This window comes from Candidatus Delongbacteria bacterium, assembly GCA_020634015.1.
In the GTDB taxonomy this organism is placed as follows: domain Bacteria; phylum CAIWAD01; class CAIWAD01; order CAIWAD01; family CAIWAD01; genus JACKCN01.
Map to the genome: position 1 here is coordinate 1 of JACKCN010000002.1, position 24,431 is coordinate 24,431.

Consider the following 24,431-nt stretch of genomic DNA (forward strand, 5'->3'; position numbering starts at 1 on the left):
GGCTCGCGTTCTGCCCGTCGGGCGTTCGTGAGACATGGTTTCCAAGGCGCTCAGACCCGCAGATCCACGGTGTCGTTCTCGGCGGCTTCGGGGTGGGCGTCCAGCAGGGGCTGCACCTCGGCGGCCAGGAACTCGCGTACCTGGTTGCCCGCGCGTCCCGTGAAGGCCCGCGGGTTCATCATCACGGTCAGGTCGGTCAGACTGAAGGGAATGTTGGGGTCGTTGGCCAGCCGTTCCAGCAGGTCGTTGTCGCCGCCTTCCTCCTTCACCCGGCGTGCGGTGGCCATGGAATGGCGGCGGATCACCTCGTGCAGGCGCTGGCGGTCGCCGCCGCGCTTGACCGACTCCATCAGCACGGTCTCGGTGGCCATGAAGGGCAGCTCGGCCATCAGGTGTTTCTGGATCACGCCCGTGTACACCACCAGCCCGTCGAAGAGGTTCTGGAAGATCAGCAGGATCGCGTCGGCGGCCAGGAAGCCCTCGGGAATCGCGATGCGCTTCTGGGCGCTGTCGTCCAGGGTGCGCTCGAACCACTGGGTGGCGGCGGTGGCGCCCAGCCCGGCGGGCAGCGCCATCATGAACTTGGCCAGGCTGCTGATCCGCTCGCTGCGCATGGGATTGCGCTTGTAGGCCATGGCGCTGCTGCCGATCTGGTGTTTCTCGAAGGGCTCCTCGATCTCCTTCAGGTGCTGCAGCAGACGCAGGTCGTTGGTGATGCGGTGGGCGCTGCGGCCCAGCCCGGCCAGCCAGTCCATGATGCGCGCGTCCTCCTTGCGCGGGTAGGTCTGTCCCGTGACACGCCAGAGCCGCTCGAAGCCCATCTTGCGTGCGACACGCTCGTCCAGCTGGCGCACCTTCTCCTCGTTGCCCTCGAAAAGGGTCAGGAAGCTGGCCTGGGTGCCCGTGGTGCCCTTGACGCCGCGGAAGCGCAGGCAGGCCAGACGCTGCTCCAGGTCTTCGTGATCCATCATCAGGTCCTGCAGCCAGAGGCTGGCGCGTTTGCCCACCGTGGTGGGCTGGGCGGGCTGGGCGTGGGTGTAGCCGAGAGTGGGTGTGTCGGCCCAGGTGGCGCAGAAGGCAGCCAGCCGCCGGATCACACCCAGCAGACGGCGCTGGAGCAGCAGCAGTCCTTCGCGCATCTGCAGCAGGTCGGTATTGTCGCCCACGAAACAGCTGGTGGCCCCCAGGTGGATGATGCCCGCGGCCTCGGGGCATTGCAGGCCCCAGGCGTGCACGTGGGACATCACATCGTGGCGCGTCTCGCGCTCGCGGGCTTCGGCCACCTCGTAGTTGATCTCGTCGGCGGTGGCGCGCATGGCCTCCAGCTGGGACGTGCTGATCTCCAGACCCAGTTCCTGTTCGGACTCGGCCAGAGCGATCCAGAGCTTGCGCCAGGTGCGGAACTTGGTGTCGGGGCTGAAGATGCGGCTCATCTCCGCACTGGAGTAGCGGGCGGTCAGCGGGTTTTCGAAGCGATCGCGCGGAGAATTCATGGGGCGGGTCCCGGATTGTGTGAATGACCGCCCAAGATAGTCATGCGTTCCGGTTGGCGCTCCCCGGCTCCGGGGGGAGTTCCCTGTCATTTTCTCGTGCGCCGGAATGGATTCGCGGGGGGCGTCTGTCGATAAATGCACTGGCAGGTACTGTGATCTCCCCTTGCGAGGAACCCCATGAAGCATACCATCCTGGCTCCCGACCTACGAAACCGGGAAGCACTGGAATCCTTGTTGGTCGAACATGAAGCGCTGGGATACAGCGTGGTGGGCATGGGCAACATCTCGGGCGAGCGGCTGTTCATGTTCAAGGACGGCAAGCAGTGGAGCCATCAGGTGGTGGCGGTCACCGGGCGCAAGGACGACACCCTGAAGAAGATCCTGCTCCAGCGCGAGCATGAAGGCTGGATGGTCTGCGCCATCGGAGCCTGCGGCGAAGCCACGGTGATGATTTTGAAGCGCCCCGCCCCCAGCGAACCCAATTGATCCCACCCGACCTTGATTGAAGAAGAACCCCGACGCCCTCCGCCGGGGTTTTTCGTGAGACAGCCATTGACGGCCTGCCCAATCCGGGGCGCATTCCTACCTTGGCCCCGTGTTCCCGCAACGGACCTTAGACCCCCTGAGGAGGATTTCATGTTCGAGATCATTGATGTACACGCACGCGAGGTACTCGACTCCCGCGGCAATCCCACCATCGAAGTGGAAGTTCAGCTTTCCGGTGGCGCATTCGGCAGCACCATCGTGCCCAGCGGAGCCTCGACGGGCGCCTACGAAGCCATGGAACTGCGCGACGGCAATGCCAAGCGCTATGGTGGCAAAGGTGTCAGCAAGGCGGTCTACAACGTCAACGAGCTGATCGCTCCCGCCGTGCTGGGCATGGACGCCAGCAGCCAGGTGGAACTGGATCATGCCCTGATCGCCCTGGACGGCACGGCCAACAAGAAGAAACTGGGCGCCAACGCCCTGCTGGGAGTGTCGCTGGCCAGCGCGCGCGCCGCGGCCGACGCCGCCGAGCTGCCGCTGTACCAGTATCTGGGCGGCGTGCACGCCCACGTGCTGCCCGTGCCGATGATGAATGTGCTCAACGGCGGTGCCCACAGCGACAACAACGTGGACATCCAGGAATACATGATCATTCCGCGCGGGGCCAGCAGCTTCTCCGAAGCCCTGCGCATGGGGGCCGAAACCTTCCACTCGCTGAAGAAGGTGCTGCAGAAGAAGGGCTATGGCACAGCCGTGGGCGACGAGGGCGGGTATGCCCCCAGCCTGGGCAGCAACACCGAGCCGCTGGACCTGATCGTGGCCGCCATCGAGGGCGCGGGTTACGAGCCGGGCAAGGACATCTTCCTGGCTCTGGACTGCGCCGCCAGCGAGTTCTACAACAAGCGCAAGAAGCGCTATGTGCTGGCCGGCGAGAACAAGGAATACACCTCCGAGCAGCTGGTCGAGTTCTACGCCAAACTGGCGAAGAAGTACCCGATCCTGAGCATTGAAGACGGCATGGACGAGAGCGACTGGACCGGCTGGAAGCTGCTGACCGACGCTCTGGGCAGCAGGATGCAGCTGGTGGGCGACGACCTCTTCGTCACCAATGTCACGCGCCTGCAGATGGGCCTGGACAAGGGCGTGGCCAATTCCCTGCTGGTGAAGGTCAACCAGATCGGGACCCTCACCGAAACCCTGGACGCCATGAGCCTGGCCATGCGCAACCGTTACACCTGCGTGGTCAGCCACCGCAGCGGCGAGAGCGAAGACACCACCATCGCCGACCTGGTGGTGGCCACCAACGCGGGCCAGATCAAGACCGGCTCGCTGAGCCGCACCGATCGCATCGCCAAGTACAACCAGTTGCTGCGCATCGAAGAAGCCCTCGGCAACGCCGCCGTGTATTACGGCTCCATCTGGCGCTAGGGCGGCATTCAAGGATTCGATTGATCGCGCCGGCGCGCAACCTGCTGCGCGCCGGCCATCGCTTCAAAGGCCGCTGTGAACGTTCTCTCGCCCAAATACCGCTGGATGCTGCTTGCTGCCGTGCCACTGCTGGCCTGGCTGCTGCTGTTTGACGGAGGATTCCTGGAACAGCGCGGGTATCACGCCAGACTGGATTCGCTGCAGGGGCTCAAGCTCCAGCTGGAAGGCGAGAATGAGCGCATCTCGGGCGAGATCAATGCCCTGCGCCGCAAGGACCCCCGTCTGCTGGAGGAAGAGGCCCGCAAGATCGGCATGGTGCGTCCCGGCGACGAGGTCTACTATCTGGTGACCGACGAGGATACCACACGCCTCAACGATCAGCGACGCGGCGAGCCGATTCCCGGTCCCGACCAATCCGGATCCTCCACGGACCCTCCCGCGGAGCCGAGGTGAGCTGCCGGTTCGCACCTCGCTGCCGTCCGCTCCGGTCATGAGAGGGAAGGCGATACTGCCTCTGCTGTTGCTGCTGGCTTCTCCCGCGCTGGCCCGCATTCCGGGCCTGGGAGCCCGACTGGAGCGCGGGCTCGAGTATCACACCATTACCCTCGATTCCCGCCTGGAACAGCCTTTCTGGGCCGACACCCTGCGTCTGCAACTGCAACTGGATGTCCGTCAGGGATTTCGCCAATACAACAAGGAAAGCGCGCGCCTGCAGCAGAGTCTGGTGCTGGGCTGGGAACGTCCGGCCGGGGACTGGAGCTGGTTGCTGGAAGGACGCAACAGCGCCTTCTCGGAGACTTTCCAGGGCGACCGCGAACGGCGCCGTACTCTCCAGGGTGATCTGGCGGCCGGCCTGGCCCATCGCTGGCCGCTGGCCCGGGTGAAAGCCCTGGCCGGTGTCGGTGGCGATGCCCGGCGGGAAAGCACCGAAGGCGGCCCCCTGTTCCGGTTCTCGGGCGAGAGCCGTGGTGAGGAAGGTCCCTTCAACTGGGCCGGGCAGAGTTCGGGGCGACTGGAAAATCTGGACCGTCGGCGCAACCGCGGAGCCGATCTCTCGCTGGACGCCCACTACGGAGCCAGCCCCATCGCGCGGGACGACGCCCGGCTGGCCCTGCAGTACCAGCGCGAGGATCTGTACCTGGACACGGAGTCCCGCCAGCTGGAACGGCGCACCGAGGTATCCACCACTTTCGGCAACACCCTGCTGAGCCGCCCCGTGGACTGGAGCGAATCCCGACTGGAAACCAATGTCTGGCGCCTGCGCCAGGATCGTCTGCCCTGGGAAACCCCGGCCGAGGTCACCGCGGCGCTCAGCCAGCCCACTCGCGAAAGTCGCCACGAGGATCTTGGTTTCGAGGCGCGCTTCAGCCAGCGCGCCTGGTGGGGACCCTGGGAAGGACGCTTGGGCTTCGCACTGCGCCGCCAGCGCCAGGACAGCCGCTATCGCTCCCCGGGCGAGGCTCTGCAGACCACCCTGAGCCGCATTCTGTCCAATCGAGTGGACAGTGGAGTGAGCTGGCAGCAGGGGGCCGACAGTCTGGGGGTGGGCGCCAGCCTGGAACTGCGCCGCCGCGACACGGACCAGCAACGCGGCGAACAGGTCCGCGATGCCGATTACACCGATCGCCTGGCCCTGGATCTGCTCTCCGGGTGGCGTCACGAGCTGGGGCCCTGGGCCCGGATCTGGCTCTCCGCAGGTCTGGCCCGCATGGGCGAACAGCATCTGCAGGCCAGTCGCAGCTCGGCCAACCACGAGAACCGGCGCTGGCTGCTGGAGTTTCGGCACCAACTGGCTCCTCAGGGGGCCTGGCGCCTCGAGGGCAGCGCACGCACGCTGGCGGCCTACCGACTGTTCCAGTATGAATCCGTCGAAGATCCGCGCAGCACTCTTCAGCGGCGCTGGATCCTGGAGGAAACCCTGCTGAGCGCCCCCTTTCCTCTGATCGGGCGCCTGTCCTTCTTTCCGGGCTGGCGCGAGCGCCTGCGCGTGCGGGCCGGGCTGGTGCTGGAAGATGGCGGACGCTACCTGCGCCAGAGTCATCTGGAACTGCTCTCCGATTCCGCCAACGAACGCCAGCTGCACCTGCAGTGGCGCATGCAGCGCGCAGGCCTGCTGCTGGCGCCGGGCCTGCGCTGGTTCAGCCATCGGGACTATGTCTGGGAACTGGACCAGGGCCAGCGCGAGCGCCTGCAACGCCGCGACCTGTTCCGCCGGGGGCCGGATCTGGAACTGGAGTGGATGCGTCAGGGGCTCAGTTCCAGCCTGACCCTGTTCGGCGAGCGCGTGGATGACAACGCGCGGCGCGACTGGAATCTCTGGGCCACCCTGAATCTGCGCCTTGAATTCTGACTCGTCGCGGGCGGGCTTTGCCTGTTCACCCGATTTGCCCGCAAGCTCAGGCTTCGTAAGTTCTGCGCCTGTTTTCACCCGTAGATGATCCGCACGTCCGCAGCCAGGAAATCCCAGATGAGCCAGCAGAAATCCAGCAGCCCGCGTCGCCTGAGCGTGCAGCACTTCGCCCGGAGCAAGCAGGAAGGCAACAAGATCGTGGTGCTCACGGCCTACGACGCCCTCTTCGCGCGCCTCGAGGACCAGGCCGGCGTCGATGCGATTCTGGTGGGCGACAGCGCGGGCATGGTGGTGGCCGGACACGAGACCACCCTGCCCGTGACCATGGAGCAGATGCTGTACCACGCGGCCTGTGTCACACGCGGTGTGAAGCGCGCCTTCGTGATCGTGGACATGCCCTTTCTCAGCGTGCAGATCTCGCGCGAACAGGCCCTGACCAACTGTGGCCGGATGCTGGCCGAAACGGGTGTGCAGGCGGTCAAGATCGAAGGCGGTGGAGCCATCGCGTCCACCATCGCCAGCATCGTGGACGCGGGCATTCCCGTGATGGGCCATCTGGGGCTGATTCCCCAGAGCATTCACAGTCTGGGCAGTTACCGCACACGGGGCACCGAGACCAGCGAGGCCGAGACCTTGCGCCACGACGCACTGGCCCTGCAGGATGCGGGCTGTTTCTCGCTTGTGCTGGAGAAGGTGGAACCGGGACTGGCCAGGGAAATCAGCGCCTCACTGCGGATCCCCACCATCGGCATCGGCAGCGGTGTGGACTGCGACGGCCAGGTGCTGGTGAACGTGGACATGCTGGGCCTGTTCGAAGAGTTCAAACCACGCTTCGTGCGTCAGTTCGCCCATCTGGCCGAGGATGTGCGCCGGGCCGTGGGAGACTACGCCACGGCCGTGCGTTCCGGCGAGTTTCCCGGGAAGGATGAAGTCTGATGAGCGACACTCCGCGTCTTCTGCGGACCCTGGACGAGATGCGCCTGCAGCGCGCGGGCTGGCATTCGGCGGGCCTGACCATTGGACTGGTGCCCACCATGGGTTTTCTGCACGAGGGACACCGTCGCCTGATGGAGCTGCTGCGGCCGCAGTGCGACAGGCTGGTGGTCTCGGTTTTCGTGAACCCCAGCCAGTTCGGCAAGGGCGAGGACCTGGCCAAGTACCCGCGTGATCTGGAACGTGACACAGCGCTGTGCGCCGGGGCCGGGGTGGACGTGATCTTTCACCCCGAGGCCGAGGAAGTCTACCCGGCGAGCTTTGACACCTGGATCGAACCGGGTCAGGCCGTGAAACATGCCTGCGGGCCCTGGCGCCCGGGGCATTTCCGCGGTGTGCTGACCATTGTCTGGCGACTGCTCAACTGGGTGCAACCTCATCACGCCATCTTCGGGCGCAAGGACGCCCAGCAGCTCTGGCTGATCCAGCGCATGGTCAAGGATCTGGAGATGCCGATCCAGATCCACGAAGGTCCGCTGGTGCGCGAGGCTGACGGCCTGGCCATGAGTTCGCGCAATACCTATCTGGATCCAAGGGAACGCCAGGCCGCCGGGGAGATCAACCGGCTGCTCAAGGCGGCCGCGAAGCGCACCATCGAGGGCGAACCTCTGGAAGCGATCCGCCAGGCCACCCTGCGCTCGCTTGCCGACCACCCCCTGCGGGCTCCCCAGTATCTGGAATTCATCGACTGGGAAAGCTTCACCCTGCGCAGCGACCGGCCGCTTTCGCGCCGCACGGCCCTGCTGACCGCCGTACAGGTAGGGCCGGCGCGCCTGATCGACAATGTCTTCATCCGTGGGGATGGCCACCTGGAGATCTAGTTGACCGAGCCCGGCCAAGGTGCGGGCCTGCCCTGCCGATGACACAGTGTCCGCCACAGCGGGCCGGACCATGAATCAAGCCACCGGGAGACGCACGTTGACACAGGAACTTTCCGTCATCATTCTGGCAGCGGGCAAGGGTACCCGCATGAAATCCGATCTGGCCAAGGTGCTGCACCCGGCCCTGGGGCGTCCCATGATCGACTGGGTCATCGACCAGGCCCGGGCCGCCGGCTCGTGCCGTACCGTGGTGGTGGTGGGCCATCAGCGCGAGGCGGTCATCGATGCGGTCAGCGCACGCGGGGTGGAATTCGCCGTGCAGGCCGAGCAGAAGGGCACGGGGCATGCCGTGCAGATGTGCGCACCGTCATTCGGCTCCGCCAGGGGAGATGTGCTGGTGCTGTCCGGGGATGTGCCTCTGCTGCGTGGCGAGACACTGGCCGACCTGCTCAGGGAGCATCGGGCCGCTGGCCGGCAGGCCACCGTGCTGACCGCACTTTTTGACGATCCCACCGGCTATGGCCGGGTCATCCGGGACGCCGACGGCGCCGTGCGGCGCATTGTGGAACACAAGGACGCCAGCGACGGCGAACGCGCGGTGAAGGAGATCAATTCGGGGATTTACGTCTTCGATATCTCCTTGTTGTTCCAGTACATAAAGAAGCTGGACAGCAACAACTCCCAGGGGGAACTTTACCTCACCGATGTGGTTCGTTTTCTGGTGGAAGACGGGCACTCCGTGGGCGCGGTGATCGCCGCCGACCCCAACGAAATCAACGGTGTCAACACCGTGGACCAACTGGCCGAAGTCGAAACCCTGCTCCGCGCCCGCCGCTGAATCTGAGTCATCAATCGACGATGTGACCGCACGAGCGGAGCTGCCCGCACTGAGCAGCTTTCCCGAAGAGCCCGCCCTTTTTCCCCCGCCCCCCGGCGGGGGCAAAAAGGGCGGAGCTGCCCGCACCACGAGGCATCGCCGAAGCGCCCGCCCTTTTTCCCCCGCCCGCCGGCGGGGGCAAAAGGGCGGAGCTGCCCGCACCGCGGGCAGCCAGTTGTCAGGGTGACGGGGCAATGTTTAATTGGCGCCACTGCCGCCGGCAATCATGTGGCAGGGACGCAGAGAGGGAGACGCACATGGGAACCACATGCCATCCACTGGCTTTGGCCGGGTTGGGAGTGCTGCTGGCCAGCTCCGCGGTTCTGGCGGGTGCACCCTATCGCGATGCGCCGTCCCGCACCGGCCTTTCGGGAATCGTGCTCAATCCGGGCACCTCGTTCAATCGGGGCATTTCTCCCCTGTTCGACCCTTCGCGCACCCAGTGGAGCCACAGCCTGAGCTACGGGATGGCCAGTGGCGGGGGCGGCAGCGTGGGGCAGGGACTGTTCATGAATTCAATGGACATGCGTCTGGGGCAGCGCACCGATTTCAAGTTGCACATGGGCGTGCTCAACACCACCTACAACAGCTACAATCCCGCGGCAACGGGCAGTGATCTGGTTGGAGGAGCCGAATTCATGTGGAGCCCGACCGACAATCTGCACCTCCAGGTCGGCGTGTTCCGCGGCATGGGCTCGCCCACGACACCCTGGTCGCCCTGGTCGGGATCCAGCGGCCTTGGATACAGTGGTTTTCGCGGCGGAGAATGACACACCGGAATTGCTGTCCATCCTCGTCTTGTCCTTGCCCGCCGTTCTGGCTCGTGCGGGCCCCGTTCAACAGAATCAATCCAACCGGCTGAGCGGCTTCTGGTCGCTCACTTTTTTGTGTGGGAGCCATGTCATTCAAGCGTGATGCCGATTCGGGAAACCCCACCGGTGCCAGTCGATCCCGTCAGGGGAATCACAACTTTCTGCTGATCCTGTGTACCACAAGTTGCCTGCTGAACACCCTGCTGCTTCTGCTGCTGCTGTTCCGTGGGCAGCCACCGCTGTCGGCGGCCCAGCAGGTAAGCCAGGAATCACAGCCGGTTCACGAAGCCCTCACGAGTGAGAGTTCCCCACCGGAACGTGCTGGCGAAACCGTGGCGGAGGCCGTGATCGACAGTGTGGGCGGGATTCCCGATTCGCTGCTGGCCGATCACGTGGACGCGCCCACCGAGTCCGTCGCGCTCGCGGAAACGCCCGCCCCGACGGTTGCACCACCGCCCGTGATCAAGCGCTCGAGCATCCGGATCCAGGTGCTGAACGCGACCAATGTGTCCAAACTGGCGGCCCGGGGCGGAGAGACCCTCAGCCGCAAGGGCTACGATGTGCGTGAGACGGGCAATTCCCAGCGGGAACGCGGCGGGAACACGCGCGTGTACAGCCGGATCCAGGATACCGCCGCCGCTCTCCAGGTGGCCAGTGATCTGGGGCTGGGTTCCGAGCGGGTAAGCCTGAAGCCCGACCGGGAGCTGGTGGATGTGGACGTGACTGTGGTGATCGGTGTCGATCATCGCACCATCGGCGCACTGGGCGCCGGCAACTGAAGCGGGAGTCTGTCTTGAAGAGTATCTATCTGGCCCGTCGCCTTGCGCGCATGGCCTGGGCCAAGAAAGCGGAAGACATTGTGCTGCTGGACGTGCGCGGCCTGTCCGATGTCTCCGATTTTCTGGTGATCTGCACCGGCAGCGTGGGTCTGCACGTGCGCGCGATCACCGATTTCGTGGTGGATCAGGCCCGCGAACTGGGCGAGCGCGTTTACATCACCGAGAAGGACTCGGACGAGTGGATGATCGCCGACTTCGTCACGGTGGCCTTCCATTGTTTCCAGCCCGCGAAGCGGGAGTATTACGATCTGGAACGCCTCTGGCGGGACGGCATCCGCATGCCTGTGGATGAGGAAACCGGTACGGCGATGAGCCTGAAGGATGCCCAGGACCAGGCGGAGGCGCGTCGCAAGACGGCCGATGCTCCCGGCAAGAAGAGGAGTGCCCAGGGGTGAGCAAGAGCATTTTGGTGGTGGGATCGACGGCCCTCGACTCGGTGGAGACCGTGGCCGGTCGGGTGGACGACGCGCTGGGTGGCAGCGCCTTTTTCTTTTCGGCGGCCGCCAGCCTGCTGGCACCCGTGGGACTGGTGGGCGTGGTCGGAGGGGACTTCCCCCGCGACGAAATCAACTTTCTGGCCGAGCGCGGTGTGAACCTGGACGGGCTCGAAACGGTGCCCGGCGGGCTCACCTTCCGCTGGGGCGGACGCTACCACGAGAACATGAATGATCGCACCACCCTCTTCACCGACCTGAATGTCTTCGAGAGCTTTGACCCGCACATTCCCCACGACCAGCGCAGCGCTCCGGTGCTGTTTCTGGCCAATATCCAGCCCACCTTGCAGCTGAACGTGCTGGATCAGATGATCGGACCGGAGCTGGTCGTGACCGACACGATGAATCTCTGGATCAACCTGGCGCGTCCGGAGCTGCTGGAAGTGGTGCGCCGCACGGGCATCTTCATCGTCAACGACGAGGAAGCCCGCATGCTCACCGGCGAAACCTCGCCTCTGCGCGGGGCACAGGCCCTGCAGGCGATGGGGCCGCATACCGTGATCGTCAAGAAGGGCGAGCATGGAGCCCTGATGGTGGGCCCCGAAGGCCGGCTGTTCTCGATGCCCGCCTGGCCGCTGGCCGACATCACCGACCCCACGGGTGCCGGCGATACCTTCGCCGGCGGTTTCGTGGGCAGCCTGGCCCACGATGGTGCCTGGGGCTGGAGCCAGCTTTGCCGGGCGATGGCCTGGGGCAGCGCGATGGCCAGCTTCTGCGTCCAGGACTTCTCGGTGAATCGTCTGCGTACCCTGGACCTTGCCCAGGCCCGCGAGCGCTTCGAGGGCTTCAGGGCTCTCACCACCATTCCTGCCTGAGGAAATCCAGATGCCCTCATCCCCCGTGCCTCTGCTGGGGCTGTCTCCGCTTGAATGGCGTGACGCCCGCATCTGGCTGGTGGATCAGTCCTCCCTGCCCGGCACCCTGCAGGAACTCCCGATCAGCGACTGCGAACGCCTGGTGCAGGCGATCCAGCGCCTGGAGATCCGGGGTGCTCCGGCTCTTGGTCTGGCGGGCGCCTGGGGAGTCGCGTTGGCCTGTCATCAGGCCTTGCCACAACGTGCATTCAAAGCGGAGGTCAGGCACTGGGCCGCCCGTTTGCGGGCCGCACGCCCCACGGCGGTCAACCTGGTCTGGGCCGTCGATCGCGTCATGGCCCGACTGGACCAGGAAGCCGATGGAACCTGCTGGCCCGCTCTGGCAGTAGAAGAGGCCGGCCGCATCCAGGCAGAAGACCGACAGGCCTGTCATGATCTCTGCACGCATGCGCTGGACTGGATTGTGGATGGATGCTGGCTGACGATCTGCAATGCCGGGCCTCTGGCCACCAGCGGCATCGGCACGGCGCAAGGAGCCCTGCTGAGGGCCCACGCCGAAGGACGCCGGATCGAGGTGCTGGCCTGCGAGACCCGTCCGCTGTTGCAGGGAGCGCGGTTGACCACCTGGGAAATGCAGCGGGCAAACGTGCCCTGCCGCCTGATCACCGACAGCATGGCCGCGGCGGCCATGCGCCAACTGGAGGTCAAGGGAGTGATCGTGGGAGCTGACAGGATCGCCGCCAACGGGGATACTGCCAACAAGGTGGGAAGCTACAGTCTTGCCCTTGCCGCCAGATTCCACCAAATTCCGTTCCTCGTTGCAGCGCCCGAAAGCAGCCGCGATCCGCAGTGTCCGCAGGGAATCGACATCCCGATCGAAGAACGCGATCCCGCCGAGGTGCGGGGCTTTGCCTGTCATGGCTGGGATCCGGTTCGCTGGGCCCCCGGGGACGTCGCCTGCTGGAATCCGGCATTCGATGTGATTCCCGCTGAACTGATCACCGCCATCATCACTGAAAAAGGTGCCACCCGGCCAACCTCTCACCGGGGTGCCGGACATCCCCACAAGGACTGATGCCATGAAACGCACGATCATCACCCTGGCCCTGCTGGGCCTCATGAGTCTGCAGGGCTTTGCCAAGTCGATGGAGCAGACCAGCGCTCTCATCTATTACAAGCAGGGCGATTACACCAAGGCCCTCGAGTTCGCCGAGGCCGGTCGCGACAAACACGTTCAGGAAGCTCCCTTGTATTCGCTGTTGGTGGAGCTCTACGCTCGCCAGGACCGCTTTACCGAGATGAACGAGGCCTACAAGCTGATCTCCAGCGTGTCGGACACGGAGAAGAACATCCAGAAGGCACTGAAATCGGCGGACCAGGTCATTGGCAAGATCTGGGTCCCCAACTTCAATCAGGGCGTGGAAAATCTGACCAAGGCCAACGAGCAGTTCGAAGCTCATGATACCACGGCCTGCCGCGCCAGCTACGACCAGGCGATCGCCGGATTCGTTCAGGCTCTCAAGATCAAGCCCGAAGATCATCCCACGCGCAAGGCGCTGGCCAACACCTGGCGAACCTCGTGTTACACCTATCCGCGCGAGGAGCAGTTGCGCCGCGTTGGGGAATCCGTGGCGATCTGGCAGAGCATGCTGGACGAGCACCCCGATTCCTCGGCCTTCCAGCTCGAAATCGTCAAGTTGTGGGACATTCCCCGCGAATCACGCAAGACCATCGAGGCGGCGGATCTGTACACCGAGCACTTCGGTGAGAACAGTGAAGTACTCAAGCTGGCCGGCTACGCCCACTCGGAACTGGCCAATGACGAATCCGACGAGGCCCAGAAGAAGGCACTCAAGCTTGAAGCCATTGAGTACATGCAGCGTGCCCTGTCCCTGGACCCGACCGATCCCGACCTGAGTTTCGACATGGCCTTCCTGTATGGCCAGCTCAACGATTTCGAGAAGTCGCTGTCGCAGTACACGGCCACCCTGGCCCTGCCGGGCCTCGATCCCGAACTGACCTTCGAGTGTCACAAGCAGATGGGGCTGGTGGCCCTGATGGCCTCGCAGGAAAGCGATGACGAGAGCTGGCTCGAGCGCAGCATCGCCGCCTACGAGAAGGCCTATGCGCTCAAGCCGGAAAGTGCCCATGTGCGCAACAACCTGGGCATTGCCCTCCTGCGCCTGGGAGCGGCGCGCGGTGACGCGGAGATGATTGGACGTGGCAACGGGCTGATCGGAGGCTGAGAGACAGTTGGCTGCCGGAGCGTTCCAGGATCTGCCCGTCCACGTGGCGGTGATCATGGATGGCAACGGCCGCTGGGCGAAGTCCCGGGGGCTGCAACGGGTTGCGGGTCATCGGGAAGGTGTCAACTCGGTGCGCGAGCTGGTGGAAGTGGCGGGCGAGCTGGGCATTGGCTATCTCACCCTGTATACATTCAGCTCGGAAAACTGGGAACGCCCCAAGGCCGAAGTCTCCGCCCTGATGAACCTGCTGCTGAACACCATCCGCAAGGAGGTCAACCGCCTGCACGCCAGCAATGTGCAGGTGCGCGCCCTGGGGTTTCTGGAACACCTGCCCTCCGGGCCCCGCCAGGGGCTGACCGAGGCCATCGAGAAAACCCGCGACAATACGGGTCTGGTGCTGAGCCTGGCCCTTTCCTATGGCTCACGTCAGGAGATTGCCCACGCCATCAACCGGATCATCGCCGACGGCCACAAGCAGGTCGATGAAGCGCTGATTTCCCGCTACCTCTTCACGGCCGACCTGCCCGATCCGGACCTGCTGATCCGCACGGGAGGCGAGTACCGTCTCTCCAATTTTCTGCTCTGGCAACTGGCGTACACCGAAATCTACGTGTGTGACCGTCCCTGGCCCGAGTTCCGCCGTCAGCAGTTCATGGATGCGCTGAAGGTCTACGGCAACCGCGAACGGCGCTTCGGCAGGACTTCCGAACAGCTTCAGACATGAAACCCCGCCGCTGGGTGCTTGTGAGCACACTGGTCCTGCTGCTGGTGGGCACGTTGCTCACCGGGGCCTGGTACCTGCTGGACATGCCCGAGCGACTGCGCCTGCAACTGCTGTCCGGCATGGAGCGCGCGGGTCTGCGTGATGCCAATCTCGAGCAGGTGCTGCCGCGCCTGATGGGTCTGGAACTGCGTGGCCTGACCTTTGCCAGTGCCGACACGACGGTGCACGTGGAGTGCCAGCGTGTCACCGTGACCGTGTCACCCGTCCGCTGGATGCTGAATCCCCGCCAGACTCTCTCCCTGATCAACAGCATTCGTCTCGACAAGCCACGCCTGTTCTGGCGCCCCGGCTCCGGCCGGAGCACGGACGCGGGCTTTTCCTTCGAACTGGACAGCATGGTCGGGGAAGAACTGCGTCGGCTGCTGCCCACCGTGCCGCGGATCCGTCTCACGGATGGCTCGCTGGTTCTGGTTGGCCAGGGCTGGAACCTGGCCCTGCTGGATCATCTGGAAGGATTGGTCTGGCACAGCGAGCATCACCTCGAAGTGCTGGTGGAAAGTGATGTGCCACGCGGTTCGCTGGCGGCGTCCGACACGCCGGGGGCCGAGTCCCGTGGCTTGAAACTGCGGGTGGACCTTGAACCGGAAAGTCTGGATGGGGAGTTCCGCCTGGATGTCCAGCAGCTGCGTCTGGGCAGTCAGCTGCTTCCCGGGCTGGATCGGCACCTGACGGGAGAGCTGCACGCCCGGGCGTCCCTCTATGGGCGGCTCCAGGCCGGAGTGCTGGACAGTCTGTCCGGTGGTGGCGAACTGGATGCGCCCCGACTGAAGGTGACCGGCCTGGATTCCCTGCTGGATTTCAGGGCGGAGATGGAGCTGGATCGCCACGAGTTTCGACTGCTGTCCGCCGAACTGCAGTGTGCGGGCCAGACGCTGGTGGGGCAAGGCAGCGTGGACCGCGAGTATCACCTGGACTGGACGCTGCACGAACTGCAGCTGGCGAAACTGGCCTCGATCCTGCCAGCCGGAATCATCCAGAGTGATCTTTCCGGCAAGCTGAATCTGGCACTGTCGCTGCGCGGTGCCCTGAAATCCCCGGGCCTGCGCGCGGAGATGGATGGCCAGCTGGTCCTGGACGGAGTCACCTGTGATGCCTTCGGAGTTCGGGTAGCGGGCGGATTGGACAGTCTGGTCGTGAGCGATCTGCGTGCCAGCGGCCCCCGTGGGACGATTCGCGGTTCGGGCCTGGTGAAGCCGTGGCTCTCGTCGCCCAGAACGGTGCTGGAACTGAATCTGGATCTGCCACTTGCCCAGGGCACGGGAGCTGCCAGCCTGCTGCGCGCGGATCAGGCACTGGAGCTGCTGGCGGTGCTGCAACTGGACTCAGAGGGGCCTCGTGTACACTTCACGGGAACCCTGGGACGTGATCCCGTGGCCCTGCATCTGATCGGCCAGTGGCGCGATCAGGTACTGAGCTGCCAGTTCCTGGACACTTCCCAGAACGCGACCGGCAATCTGGAACTGTCGACCAGCGCAGGCCTGCCCCGGCTGCATCTGGAGCTTGCCGAACTGCTGGACCCGTTGCGGGCCCTGCTAGCCGACTCACACCCGCTGCCAACGCACACCGGATTGTCACTCACGCTTGACCGACAGGGCAGCCAGTGGTTCCTGGATCTGGGCCTGCAGAGCCCAACGGCCTCCGGTCAGATCAGTGGCCAGCTGGCGACGTCCGGCACGGGCGCCCTCGCTTTCGACGGCATGTTTGACGGCCAGACCCGTTTCAACGACCCCCTGGAAGGCAGTGTGTCCTTGAGGCTTGAGGATCAGCGTCTGGAGCTGGACAGTCTGCGCCTGCTGAACAGTCTGGTGCTCACCGGGGGCCTGAATCTGGCCACCCGCGATTACCGGCTGGAACTGGACTCCGGGCCGCTGCCCCTGCGCACCCTGATGAACCTGCTTCCCCGCGAGGAAGCGGCCCCCGAGATGGGGCAGGTGACATTGCTGCTGGCCGGCGAAGGCAATCTGGACGATCCGGGCCTGCGGGGCGCGATTGACTACAGCCTGCAACTTCCCGACAGCAGTCTGTTGCGCTGGTGGTCGCCGCTGGAGATGAGCATGCACTGGATCCATGCCCCGGGAGGACAACTGCGTCTGGGGCTGACCGATCTGGCCCGCACGGAGATCGGGTTCGCGCCCGACCTGAGCACGGGTGCCGGGCAGCTCTGGCTGGATGAACTGGAGCTGTCCAGCCTGCTGCCCAGGAACCCCTACAAGCTGTCGGGACAGATCATGGGGCAGGCGCGCCTGCGTCTGGATCACGGCAAACCCCGCCTGATGCTGGCCGAACTGGACATGGCCCGGCCCTCGGGAATCGGGCTCAGCTTCGACCGCTTGAGCGTGCGTGCCTCACAGCTCCCCACGCCCGATGAGGATGGCCGCCCCGTGATCCAGCTGGACAGTCTGGTCCTCAGGCGTGATGGCATCGAGCCGCTGACCCTGCGAGTCGAGGGGCAACTGCCCACCGAGCGTGAGGCCGAAATGGACCTGAACGCCACGCTCTCGGGCAATCTCTTCCAGCTGGTGGCCCGGGAGAACACATTCATCGAAGCGGGTCAGGGCCGAACCGACGCCCAGGTGCGCATCACGGGCACGCCGGCCAATCCTCTGGTGCTGGACGGCAACCTGACGCTGAGCAATGGACGCCTTGATCTGGAATCCGTGTTCACCCGGGTGCGGGATCTCAATCTGGACCTGCGACTGGTGGATGGCGAGCTGGAGATCCGCCGCTGCGAGTTCCATTCCGGCAAGGGCAGCGTACGGATCCGCAATCGGCCGGGTTGGGTCACGGAGTCCGGCGAGGAACTGCAGCCCTGGCAGATCTTCGGTACCAACCTGGGTGTGCTTGAAGTGCAAATGGGCGATCGGGACCACTATCTGGACACGGTGATCCCGGGCCTGATGCAGCTGGACTGGAACTCGGAAGTGCGCCTGCGCGGACGGGTTCCCGGCGAGAACTTCGTGCTGGCCGGACCTTTCGAGCGCCCTGTCGTACGCGGAACCATTGATGTGCGCAACGCGCGCTTCACCTTTCCCTTCATCGTGAGCGAACGTGAGCCGACACCGATCCTGCTGGCCACGGTGGGTTTTCTCAACACGATCGAGTGGGACCTGCAGGCCGTGCCCGGACGCAATTGCAACTACTACAAGGAAATCCAGGGCTTCGAGGACGTGACCTTCTTCGATTCCTTCCAGGGATATCTGGACCGGATCACGGTGGATGTGTATCTGGACCGCGATCGTGACCCCATGCTCTTCCGCGGCCAGATCGATGACGACAGCTTCCGCATCGAAGGCACCGTGACCAGTGGCCGCGGTGATATCAAGTACCTCTTCCTGAACTTCCAGGTCGACGAGCTGGGCATGGAGTTCGACAATACCAGCCTGCTGCCGATCGTCTGGGGTACTGCCGATTACTATGTCTACGATTCCGGGGTGAATGCACTGCCGGGCCAGCTGGACTTCGGGGCGAACTCGCGCACGTTCTTCCTGAAACTCGTGGTGGAAGACGAGTTCGGCAACCAGCTCGAGCGGGGGCGTTGGTCGGTGATCAGTCTGAAGCTGGAGGACGAGCAGGGGCGTGCGGTGGAGCAGTTCCTGCCCGAGCTGGGCATCGATCCGCTGGATCCATTGGGAAGTTTCCAGTCGGTGCTGCCCGGTGTGGTGGCCGGTTTCCTGCCCTTGCCGCTGACTCCCGTGGAAAGCCGTCTGCGCCGCGCCCTGGGGCTGGACCTGGTACGCATCTCGCTGCCCGTGCTGCAGAATACCGCCGAAGACCTGCTGGGTACCCAGAAGGACTACCGGACCTCATACTGGAACTACCTCCAGGGCAGCAGGGTGACCGCCGGCAAGGAACTCAGCCCCAAGTACTTCCTCTCCTGGACCGGACAGCTGCAGTCCAGTTCGGGTCTTGAAGTGCGCCAGAACGTGAACCTGTACCAGCTGTATTCACTGGAGTATTCGGTGAACCGGGATCTGAGCCTGACCGGTGAGCTGGTCTTTGACCCGCTGAACGAGAACAGCGCCTTCAAGGGCGATCCGCGTCTCTTCCTGCGTTATCGCGTGGACTATTGAAACCCTCAGGTGCTGTGAACCACCAGGACATCGCAGGGCACCGAATTGATGATGCGTTCGTCGATGGAATCGGTAAGCCAGCGCGTCATCAGGTTCTGGTGTTCATGTCCGATGATCAGCAGATCGGTGCCTGTGCAGGACTCGCGAATGGTCTCGATCAGGTCATCGGTGGCGACCACCTCCACCTCGATGGGCACTCCACCGGTGTTGTAGGGCTGAATCAGCTCCTGGATCTCCTCCCGCGAGTAGCGATGGTCGTAGGTGACCCGGCCATAGAGTCCCACCGCACCCGCATCACTCTCGTTGATGTGCAGGAAGCGCAGGCTTGCCTTCTGTTCGCTGGCCAGTTCACAGGCTCGTTGCACCAGCTTGACATCGGTTTCGGCGTGACCGAACAGGGCCAGGATCTTGTGGAATGCCATTGGATTCTCCTTTGGAAGTGGCCGGCGGTGGCAGGGCTGCAATGTGCTCAATCCGGCGGGCCGAATGAAGTGTATCGGCTTTCCTGCGGGAAAAACCAACCCATACCCGGCATTCCTTACTTCTGGCGGGCGGGCATCGGTCTTCAGCTTGCGGGCGCAGGAGTGATTTGCAAGGTTGCGCGCTGGAGTCACCAAGAGCCTGCGGGCAGGAGTCATCATGCTGAGTGAAAAATTGGGTCAGATGCTGAATCAGCAGATCAACATGGAGTTCTATTCCTCCAACCTGTATCTGCAGATGAGCGCCTGGTGCCAGAGCAAGGGACTGGAAGGCTGTGCCGCATTCCTGCGTCGCCATGCGGGCGAGGAAATGATGCACATGCAGAAGATGTTCGACTTCGTGAACGAGTCGGGCCGGATGGCCCTGGTGGGTGCCATTGAAGCGCCCACGGCCACTTTCGAAAGCCCGGCGGCCCTGTTTCAGGCGGCCTTCGAGCACGAGCAGCAGGTCACGGCCAGCATTGGCCAACTGGTCGAAGCCAGCATGGCCGAGCGTGATTTCTCGACCCTGAACTTCCTGCAGTGGTTCGTGAGCGAGCAGCACGAGGAAGAGGCTCTCTACCGCAACATTCTGGACAAGTTCGAGCTGATCGGAACCAGTGGGCAGGGGCTGTTCTTCATCGATCGCGAAATCGCCCAGCTGGCCGTCGGTGCCGGCGACCCCGGGACCCCCGCCACCTGAGCTTTGGCACACACTGAGTCACCGACTTTCCACGCAACGGCGCACATGGTGCGCCGTTGCCGCTCCGGGCGCGCGCTGAGACGGGACCCGTGACGAAAACGAAGAAGGGCGCCCCGCGGGGCGCCCTTCCGTGCTTGCGATCACAGGAGCGTGTTACTTGACCAGCATCAGCTTCTGGCGGTCGGTCACGCTGCCGGCCTTCATCTCCAGCAGATACATTCCGCTGGGCAGATGGGAGGCATCCCAGTCGAGACTGTGGCTGCCGGCTTCCAGCGGGCTGTCCAGCAGAGTATCCACACGCTGTCCCAGCATGTTGAACACCACCAGCTGAACGCGTCCACTCTGGGCCAGGTCCAGGCTGATCCGGGTGGTCGGGTTGAAGGGGTTGGGGTAGTTGCCCGCCAGACGGGTGGTCAGGGGCAGGGTGGGATTCTCATCCACATCCACACCGTCCACGATCATCTGCAGGGGCACCACGACTTCGGACGCATCCGGGTCGTTGGTGGCGATGTGCAGGCTGGCGTTGTACTCACCTGCGGGCAGTTCGTAACCGGCGGTGCTGCTGAAGGCGACGGGAATCATCACACTGGAGCCACCCACGACCACGCCGCTCTCGGATCCGAGCACGGCCCAGGCCGGCGGACTGATGCGCACGGCGTAGGGCGTTTCGATGACCTGGTTGTGGAACACGCCAATACCGGTATCACCGTCGGCGCCCTGCAGACCCGCGGTGCCACTGTGACCACTGCCCACCGACTGGTACTGCAGGGTGATGTCACCATTGGCCCGCAGAATGGCCTGGAAGGTGAAGGGACCACCGTTGGCGCCCGGGTTGTAGTGGGGCACGCCGGTCCAGCTGACCACCAGGCTGTCCTGGTTGTTGGTGTACCAGCTGCAGTAACCTTCGGTATCATCCACGGGGCGCAGGTCGTCCCACCAGACCAGCACGGAGTTTTCGGGAGCCAGCGAGGTCGGCAGCTCCTGGTTGCTCCAGGCACCGGACCAGGAGGAGAAGCTCAGGAACCCGTTGGGGCTGATCCGGACACGATCGTAGGGTGTGCCGTACAGATAGAAGTCGAAGCCCAGATCGAACCAGCCCGCGGTGCTGTCGTTGTGGGCGAAGGTCACGGGCGTGGCGTCCGCTTCATCGACCCAGTTGAATTCAGGACCCAGATCTTCGTTGCTGTCCAGCCATTCATACCCATAGGAATCGGGGCCACCGCTGTCGCGTGCGTCAAAGGTCAGCCACAGATCGTAGAGCATGGTGACTTCACCCACGTTGCCGATTTCGTAATCAGCCGTGGTGCTTTCGCCCTGGACCAGATTCACCGTGAGACCGGCGGGGTCGAAATTCAGCGAAGGCGGAGTCAACACACCGTTGATGGTGGTGGTGAAGAGCACGGCGGTACCCGCTCCGATGCTGTGCATGGTCGGGTTCAGGATGTTGTAGTGCTTGAGTGTCATGCCCTGGAAGGAGGTGTGATCCTTCATGCCCACGGTGCAATAGGGGAAGTCCGTGCCTGCGCTCTGGTTGTCATTCCAGACCTGGTACTGGAACATGAATTCGCCATCGCCGGTGCCCGTGGGATAGAAATTGGGGTCGTAGAGAATCACCTGGAAGGTATTGGGGCCGCCACTCTGGTTGGCGTTCACGTTGTACCACTCCACCACCCAGCGGTGGGCGGGGGCGTCGAACCAGGTGTAGACATTGCCCGAGCCGGTGGTCAGGTGGTCGTCCCACATGGGGGCGATCATCGCATCGGGACCCTGGCCGCTGGGCAGGTAATGGTTGCGGAAGTCGGTCTCGTAGAGCGTGCCCATGTCGGCGAAGGCCAGGAACCCGTTGGAGCTGATGTAGGCCTGCGTGTAGTACTCACCATAATAGGTGAAGCCGAAGGGCATGGTCACGCGCACCATGTCATCCTGCTCGTCGCCTTCGTCGCTGAGGGGAACCAAGGTGCCGGGGCCACCGGCCACGGGCGAGATTTCCACCCAGTTGAAGGTGGGCGCCTGGGCGTAGGTGTTGTCTTCATCCTCGTAGGCCCAGTAGCCATACTCGTCGGGACCGGTGGGGTCGTTCTGGCCCGGGTTGCCCACGGGAACCAGCAGATCCACTCGCTGCATCACCACGGTGTTGGCCGCGATCTCAAGGTGCAGGGGCAGGTTCATGCCCACCAGGGCGTCCTGGGTGATGTCCACGTTGAAACTGAAGGTGCCGCTGGCCGACGGGGCGATGTCGGATCCGGTCTGGGCACCGCTGGTGACCACCACGAAGTCTTCGGCATCGGAAACCAGAGTCACCGTGGGGGCTTCGGCAGCCATCGAGCCACTGTTCTGCAGCACGACCTGCAGGCTGCGGCTGCTGGCGGGCAGCCAGACGCCCATGGGGTAGGTCTGGGCGGTGGGCAGGATGCTGGGGCCGGCCACCGTGACACGGGCCAGGAAATCGGCCGAGCCTTCGTTGCTGCTCAGGTGAATGATCACGGGGATCGTGTCACCGTCCATCAGATCGGCCGCGGGGCTGATGGTGCCCCCGGTGACCGCGGCACTGGTATTGCCGGCAGGCAGGTCGGCGGAGGTGAGATCGGTGCCGGTGATGCTGCCGTACATCGGATCCATTTCCAGATCCATGCTGATGCCGGTCAGGGCGCCGGAGCCGGCGTTGCTGAAGGTGAATTCGAAGGGCTGGGCCACCACACCGGGCAGGGCTTCACCGCCGTTGACGTTCCAGGTGGCAAGGGTGGGATCGACGCTCTGCGGACCCACGGTCACCACTTGCTGCACCGGGCGCGCGCGATGGTGGCTCACGGTCAGGGTCATCGGACCGTCGCTGACACCGTCCAGATCCAGCCAGACGTGTCCGTTCTCGTCGCTCATGGTCACGGACTGATAGTCGCCCGCACCGCCGGCCTGCCAGGCCGCCACGATGATGCCTTCGGCGGGCTCGCCATCGATGCTGACGTCGAACTCGAGGAAGCCGGCGCCATCACTGATCGAGCTGGGCACGGTGAACTCCAGTTCGTTCAGCAGGCCGCCCCACATGCGCATGCCCGGATCGCCCATCAGGTTGCCCCAGTTGGCGAAGTTCACCGCCTGCTGGTCGCCCGCGGGCAGGGTCATGTACAGTTCGTACTTGGAATGCACCAGGCAGCTGCCCACTTCGGGGACATCGCCCTGAAGGAAGGCATGATAGAAGCCCACGGCCATCACGTTGTTGTAACGGGTATGCGTCGAGGCGGTGGCGTAACCCATGCAGGCCACGGCGGCACCGGGGGTGGTGGCATTGCCGCCACGGAAGAAGTTCTCGGTGAGGTCGTCACCGCCCACGAAGTCGCCCGTGGAGCAGGTGAAGATGGTGGCCACCGGAGTCCGGGGACCCTGGGTCAGCGCTTCGATGGTGGATCCGCTGAGACCTTCCATGCCGATCCAGCCGCGATAGTTGTAGAAGCTCATGCCGGCGTTGAACAGTCCGGGCACCGGGGTGGAGCTGCTGCACCAGAGGGTGTCGATGTCGTTGTAACCGCGGATGGACACCAGTCCGGACGCGATGTTGCGTGATACCTGACGCATGGACAGGTAACAGGCGCTGCTGCCCACCACCAGGCCGGCGTGCTGCAGCCAGGACGGGTTGGTCACGTAGGGGTTCTGCTCGTAGGTCAGAATCTTGTTGCAGACCGTGGTCAGCTGGGTGGCATTGTCCACGGACAGGCGGCCCACGGCCACATCACCCAGGATGTCGGTGCCTTCGATGCGGGTGTAGTAGTTGTCGTAACCACTGGTGCCGTCGGCGGCCACCGCATAGGAACCGTCGGTATCTCCCACGAGCATCACGAACTTGACCGGCTCGTCGCTGTTGTACTCGGTCGTGATGCGGTTCTTGATCGAGACCGCGTTCGAGAGAATGCCGGACGAGGATTCGATGACCACCGTGTGACCACGCTGGCGCTTCCACTGCAGGAGGTCCAGCAGACGCTGGTTGGTGAGAGCCGCGGTGGGCGCGAAGACCAGGTACTTGCCCGGCATCTTGCCCGGATCACTCCAGACAGCGTCGAGGGTGCTGTCTGACTGACGCGGGTTGACGATCGCATTGGCCAGCTCGGCTTCCAGCACCCTGGCGGAAGCGGGCAGCTGCCATTCGCGCTGGTTGACGGGGTTGACCCCGTCGAAGGTCACATCCAGTTCCATCGAGGTCCAGACCCGGGTCTCACCCGTGAAGGCGTTGACCTGCACGGGGAAAACGCTGAGTTTGGCCACGCGGTGGTTGCGCACCAGAGCGGGTTCGTCCAGCAGCACGTTGTAGGACGGGTACCAGGCATCCTCACCGTAAAGAGCCTGATCCTGGAGCCAGGGCTGGGGGACTTCGGCCTCGTTGTGCAACTGGTCCTGCACGGGCATGGGCAGGACGTTGCCGATCACGTGACTTTCGCCTCCGACCACGCGCACCTGGACGTCCGAATGGTCGGGCAGTTCCAGCAGGCGATGGATGGCGGGCAGGTCGGGGCGCCCCGGTTCACCGATCAGACCCGCGTCTTCCATGGTGATGAGGGTGTAGACCTGCCCATTGACCGGAATCGTCTCCAGATCCGCCGGGGCGAACTGGATACTGAGGTGAAGCGGATCACCCACTCCGGAGCCCTCACTCCGGACCTGCAGGTCCAGGGCGGTGCGGGCGGCGCAGAGGGAGACAGCGCCGGCAAGCAGAAAGCAAGCCGCAAGAGCTCGACGCATGGAGTACTCCTTGTTTATGACCGAAAGCTTGAGA

19 protein-coding genes are annotated in these 24,431 nt (G+C 64.2%); 16 read left to right on the forward strand and 3 right to left on the reverse strand.

Annotation, left to right across the window (positions count from 1 at the left end):
- Positions 1 to 50 precede the first annotated feature (50 nt).
- Positions 51 to 1,493, reverse strand: coding sequence for an adenylosuccinate lyase (locus H6678_04140; protein MCB9472981.1), 1,443 nt, complete (start codon positions 1,491 to 1,493; stop codon positions 51 to 53).
- A 177-nt stretch (positions 1,494 to 1,670) separates the two neighbouring features.
- Between H6678_04140 and H6678_04145 the strand changes: the two genes are divergently transcribed.
- The 15 genes from H6678_04145 to H6678_04215 all read left to right on the forward strand — a co-directional run bounded on the left by H6678_04145 (position 1,671) and on the right by H6678_04215 (position 18,508).
- On the forward strand, positions 1,671 to 1,979 hold the full coding sequence (locus H6678_04145; GenBank protein MCB9472982.1) for a hypothetical protein: 309 nt from the start codon (positions 1,671 to 1,673) through the stop codon (positions 1,977 to 1,979).
- A gap of 150 nt (positions 1,980 to 2,129) precedes the next feature.
- Positions 2,130 to 3,407 (forward strand): phosphopyruvate hydratase, encoded by a 1,278-nt coding sequence (eno, locus tag H6678_04150; GenBank protein ID MCB9472983.1) that lies wholly within the window; start codon positions 2,130 to 2,132, stop codon positions 3,405 to 3,407.
- Between the two features lie 75 nt (positions 3,408 to 3,482).
- On the forward strand, positions 3,483 to 3,860 hold the full coding sequence (locus H6678_04155) for a septum formation initiator family protein (protein MCB9472984.1): 378 nt from the start codon (positions 3,483 to 3,485) through the stop codon (positions 3,858 to 3,860).
- Positions 3,861 to 3,897: 37 nt separating this feature from the next.
- Complete coding sequence (locus H6678_04160; GenBank protein MCB9472985.1) at positions 3,898 to 5,757, forward strand: hypothetical protein; 1,860 nt, start codon at positions 3,898 to 3,900, stop codon at positions 5,755 to 5,757.
- 117 nt (positions 5,758 to 5,874) lie between these two features.
- Positions 5,875 to 6,693, forward strand: a complete 819-nt coding sequence (gene panB, locus H6678_04165) for a 3-methyl-2-oxobutanoate hydroxymethyltransferase (protein ID MCB9472986.1) — start codon at positions 5,875 to 5,877, stop codon at positions 6,691 to 6,693.
- Complete coding sequence (locus H6678_04170) at positions 6,693 to 7,571, forward strand: pantoate--beta-alanine ligase (protein ID MCB9472987.1); 879 nt, start codon at positions 6,693 to 6,695, stop codon at positions 7,569 to 7,571. The genes panB and H6678_04170 overlap by 1 nt, the downstream gene beginning before the upstream one ends.
- A 70-nt stretch (positions 7,572 to 7,641) precedes the next feature.
- Complete coding sequence (locus H6678_04175) at positions 7,642 to 8,409, forward strand: NTP transferase domain-containing protein (protein ID MCB9472988.1); 768 nt, start codon at positions 7,642 to 7,644, stop codon at positions 8,407 to 8,409.
- Between the two features lie 296 nt (positions 8,410 to 8,705).
- The gene (locus H6678_04180) at positions 8,706 to 9,218 is read left to right on the forward strand and encodes a hypothetical protein (GenBank protein ID MCB9472989.1); all 513 of its coding nucleotides are present in this window, start codon (positions 8,706 to 8,708) and stop codon (positions 9,216 to 9,218) included.
- Between the two features lie 128 nt (positions 9,219 to 9,346).
- Positions 9,347 to 10,039, forward strand: a complete 693-nt coding sequence (locus tag H6678_04185) for a LytR C-terminal domain-containing protein (GenBank protein MCB9472990.1) — start codon at positions 9,347 to 9,349, stop codon at positions 10,037 to 10,039.
- A 14-nt stretch (positions 10,040 to 10,053) separates the two neighbouring features.
- Entirely contained in the window at positions 10,054 to 10,494 is a 441-nt protein-coding gene (rsfS, locus tag H6678_04190; protein MCB9472991.1) for a ribosome silencing factor, read from the forward strand.
- Positions 10,491 to 11,408, forward strand: coding sequence for a sugar kinase (locus tag H6678_04195; GenBank protein ID MCB9472992.1), 918 nt, complete (start codon positions 10,491 to 10,493; stop codon positions 11,406 to 11,408). The genes rsfS and H6678_04195 overlap by 4 nt, the downstream gene beginning before the upstream one ends.
- A 10-nt stretch (positions 11,409 to 11,418) precedes the next feature.
- Complete coding sequence (gene mtnA / locus H6678_04200) at positions 11,419 to 12,483, forward strand: S-methyl-5-thioribose-1-phosphate isomerase (protein MCB9472993.1); 1,065 nt, start codon at positions 11,419 to 11,421, stop codon at positions 12,481 to 12,483.
- A gap of 4 nt (positions 12,484 to 12,487) precedes the next feature.
- Positions 12,488 to 13,654 carry a hypothetical protein gene (locus H6678_04205; protein ID MCB9472994.1) on the forward strand — a complete coding sequence of 389 codons (1,167 nt, stop codon included), beginning with the start codon at positions 12,488 to 12,490 and terminating at the stop codon, positions 13,652 to 13,654.
- A gap of 55 nt (positions 13,655 to 13,709) precedes the next feature.
- Positions 13,710 to 14,378: a di-trans,poly-cis-decaprenylcistransferase gene (gene uppS / locus H6678_04210; GenBank protein MCB9472995.1), complete on the forward strand. Its 669-nt coding sequence runs from the start codon at positions 13,710 to 13,712 to the stop codon at positions 14,376 to 14,378.
- A complete protein-coding gene (locus H6678_04215) occupies positions 14,375 to 18,508 on the forward strand; it encodes a hypothetical protein (GenBank protein ID MCB9472996.1) in 4,134 nt (1,377 codons plus the stop codon). The genes uppS and H6678_04215 overlap by 4 nt, the downstream gene beginning before the upstream one ends.
- Before the next feature lie 5 nt (positions 18,509 to 18,513).
- Here the strand turns inward: H6678_04215 and H6678_04220 are convergent, their stop codons facing one another.
- Positions 18,514 to 18,930 carry a universal stress protein gene (locus H6678_04220; GenBank protein MCB9472997.1) on the reverse strand — a complete coding sequence of 139 codons (417 nt, stop codon included), beginning with the start codon at positions 18,928 to 18,930 and terminating at the stop codon, positions 18,514 to 18,516.
- 217 nt (positions 18,931 to 19,147) lie between these two features.
- On the opposite strand from H6678_04220, the gene ftnA reads away from it, so the two are divergent.
- Positions 19,148 to 19,669 carry a non-heme ferritin gene (gene ftnA / locus H6678_04225; GenBank protein MCB9472998.1) on the forward strand — a complete coding sequence of 174 codons (522 nt, stop codon included), beginning with the start codon at positions 19,148 to 19,150 and terminating at the stop codon, positions 19,667 to 19,669.
- Between the two features lie 153 nt (positions 19,670 to 19,822).
- On the opposite strand, the gene H6678_04230 is transcribed toward ftnA, so the two are convergent.
- Entirely contained in the window at positions 19,823 to 24,397 is a 4,575-nt protein-coding gene (locus tag H6678_04230) for a T9SS type A sorting domain-containing protein (GenBank protein MCB9472999.1), read from the reverse strand.
- Positions 24,398 to 24,431: the final 34 nt, after the last annotated feature.

Coding starts and splice junctions, on each gene's coding strand:
- H6678_04140 (MCB9472981.1), bottom strand. CDS start 1,493: ATGAATTCTCCGCGCGATCGCTTCGAAAACCCGCTGACCGCCCGCTAC.
- H6678_04145 (MCB9472982.1), top strand. CDS start 1,671: ATGAAGCATACCATCCTGGCTCCCGACCTACGAAACCGGGAAGCACTG.
- eno (MCB9472983.1), top strand. CDS start 2,130: ATGTTCGAGATCATTGATGTACACGCACGCGAGGTACTCGACTCCCGC.
- H6678_04160 (MCB9472985.1), top strand. CDS start 3,898: ATGAGAGGGAAGGCGATACTGCCTCTGCTGTTGCTGCTGGCTTCTCCC.
- panB (MCB9472986.1), top strand. CDS start 5,875: ATGAGCCAGCAGAAATCCAGCAGCCCGCGTCGCCTGAGCGTGCAGCAC.
- H6678_04170 (MCB9472987.1), top strand. CDS start 6,693: ATGAGCGACACTCCGCGTCTTCTGCGGACCCTGGACGAGATGCGCCTG.
- H6678_04175 (MCB9472988.1), top strand. CDS start 7,642: ATGAATCAAGCCACCGGGAGACGCACGTTGACACAGGAACTTTCCGTC.
- H6678_04180 (MCB9472989.1), top strand. CDS start 8,706: ATGGGAACCACATGCCATCCACTGGCTTTGGCCGGGTTGGGAGTGCTG.
- H6678_04185 (MCB9472990.1), top strand. CDS start 9,347: ATGTCATTCAAGCGTGATGCCGATTCGGGAAACCCCACCGGTGCCAGT.
- mtnA (MCB9472993.1), top strand. CDS start 11,419: ATGCCCTCATCCCCCGTGCCTCTGCTGGGGCTGTCTCCGCTTGAATGG.
- H6678_04205 (MCB9472994.1), top strand. CDS start 12,488: ATGAAACGCACGATCATCACCCTGGCCCTGCTGGGCCTCATGAGTCTG.
- uppS (MCB9472995.1), top strand. CDS start 13,710: ATGGATGGCAACGGCCGCTGGGCGAAGTCCCGGGGGCTGCAACGGGTT.
- H6678_04215 (MCB9472996.1), top strand. CDS start 14,375: ATGAAACCCCGCCGCTGGGTGCTTGTGAGCACACTGGTCCTGCTGCTG.
- H6678_04220 (MCB9472997.1), bottom strand. CDS start 18,930: ATGGCATTCCACAAGATCCTGGCCCTGTTCGGTCACGCCGAAACCGAT.
- ftnA (MCB9472998.1), top strand. CDS start 19,148: ATGCTGAGTGAAAAATTGGGTCAGATGCTGAATCAGCAGATCAACATG.
- H6678_04230 (MCB9472999.1), bottom strand. CDS start 24,397: ATGCGTCGAGCTCTTGCGGCTTGCTTTCTGCTTGCCGGCGCTGTCTCC.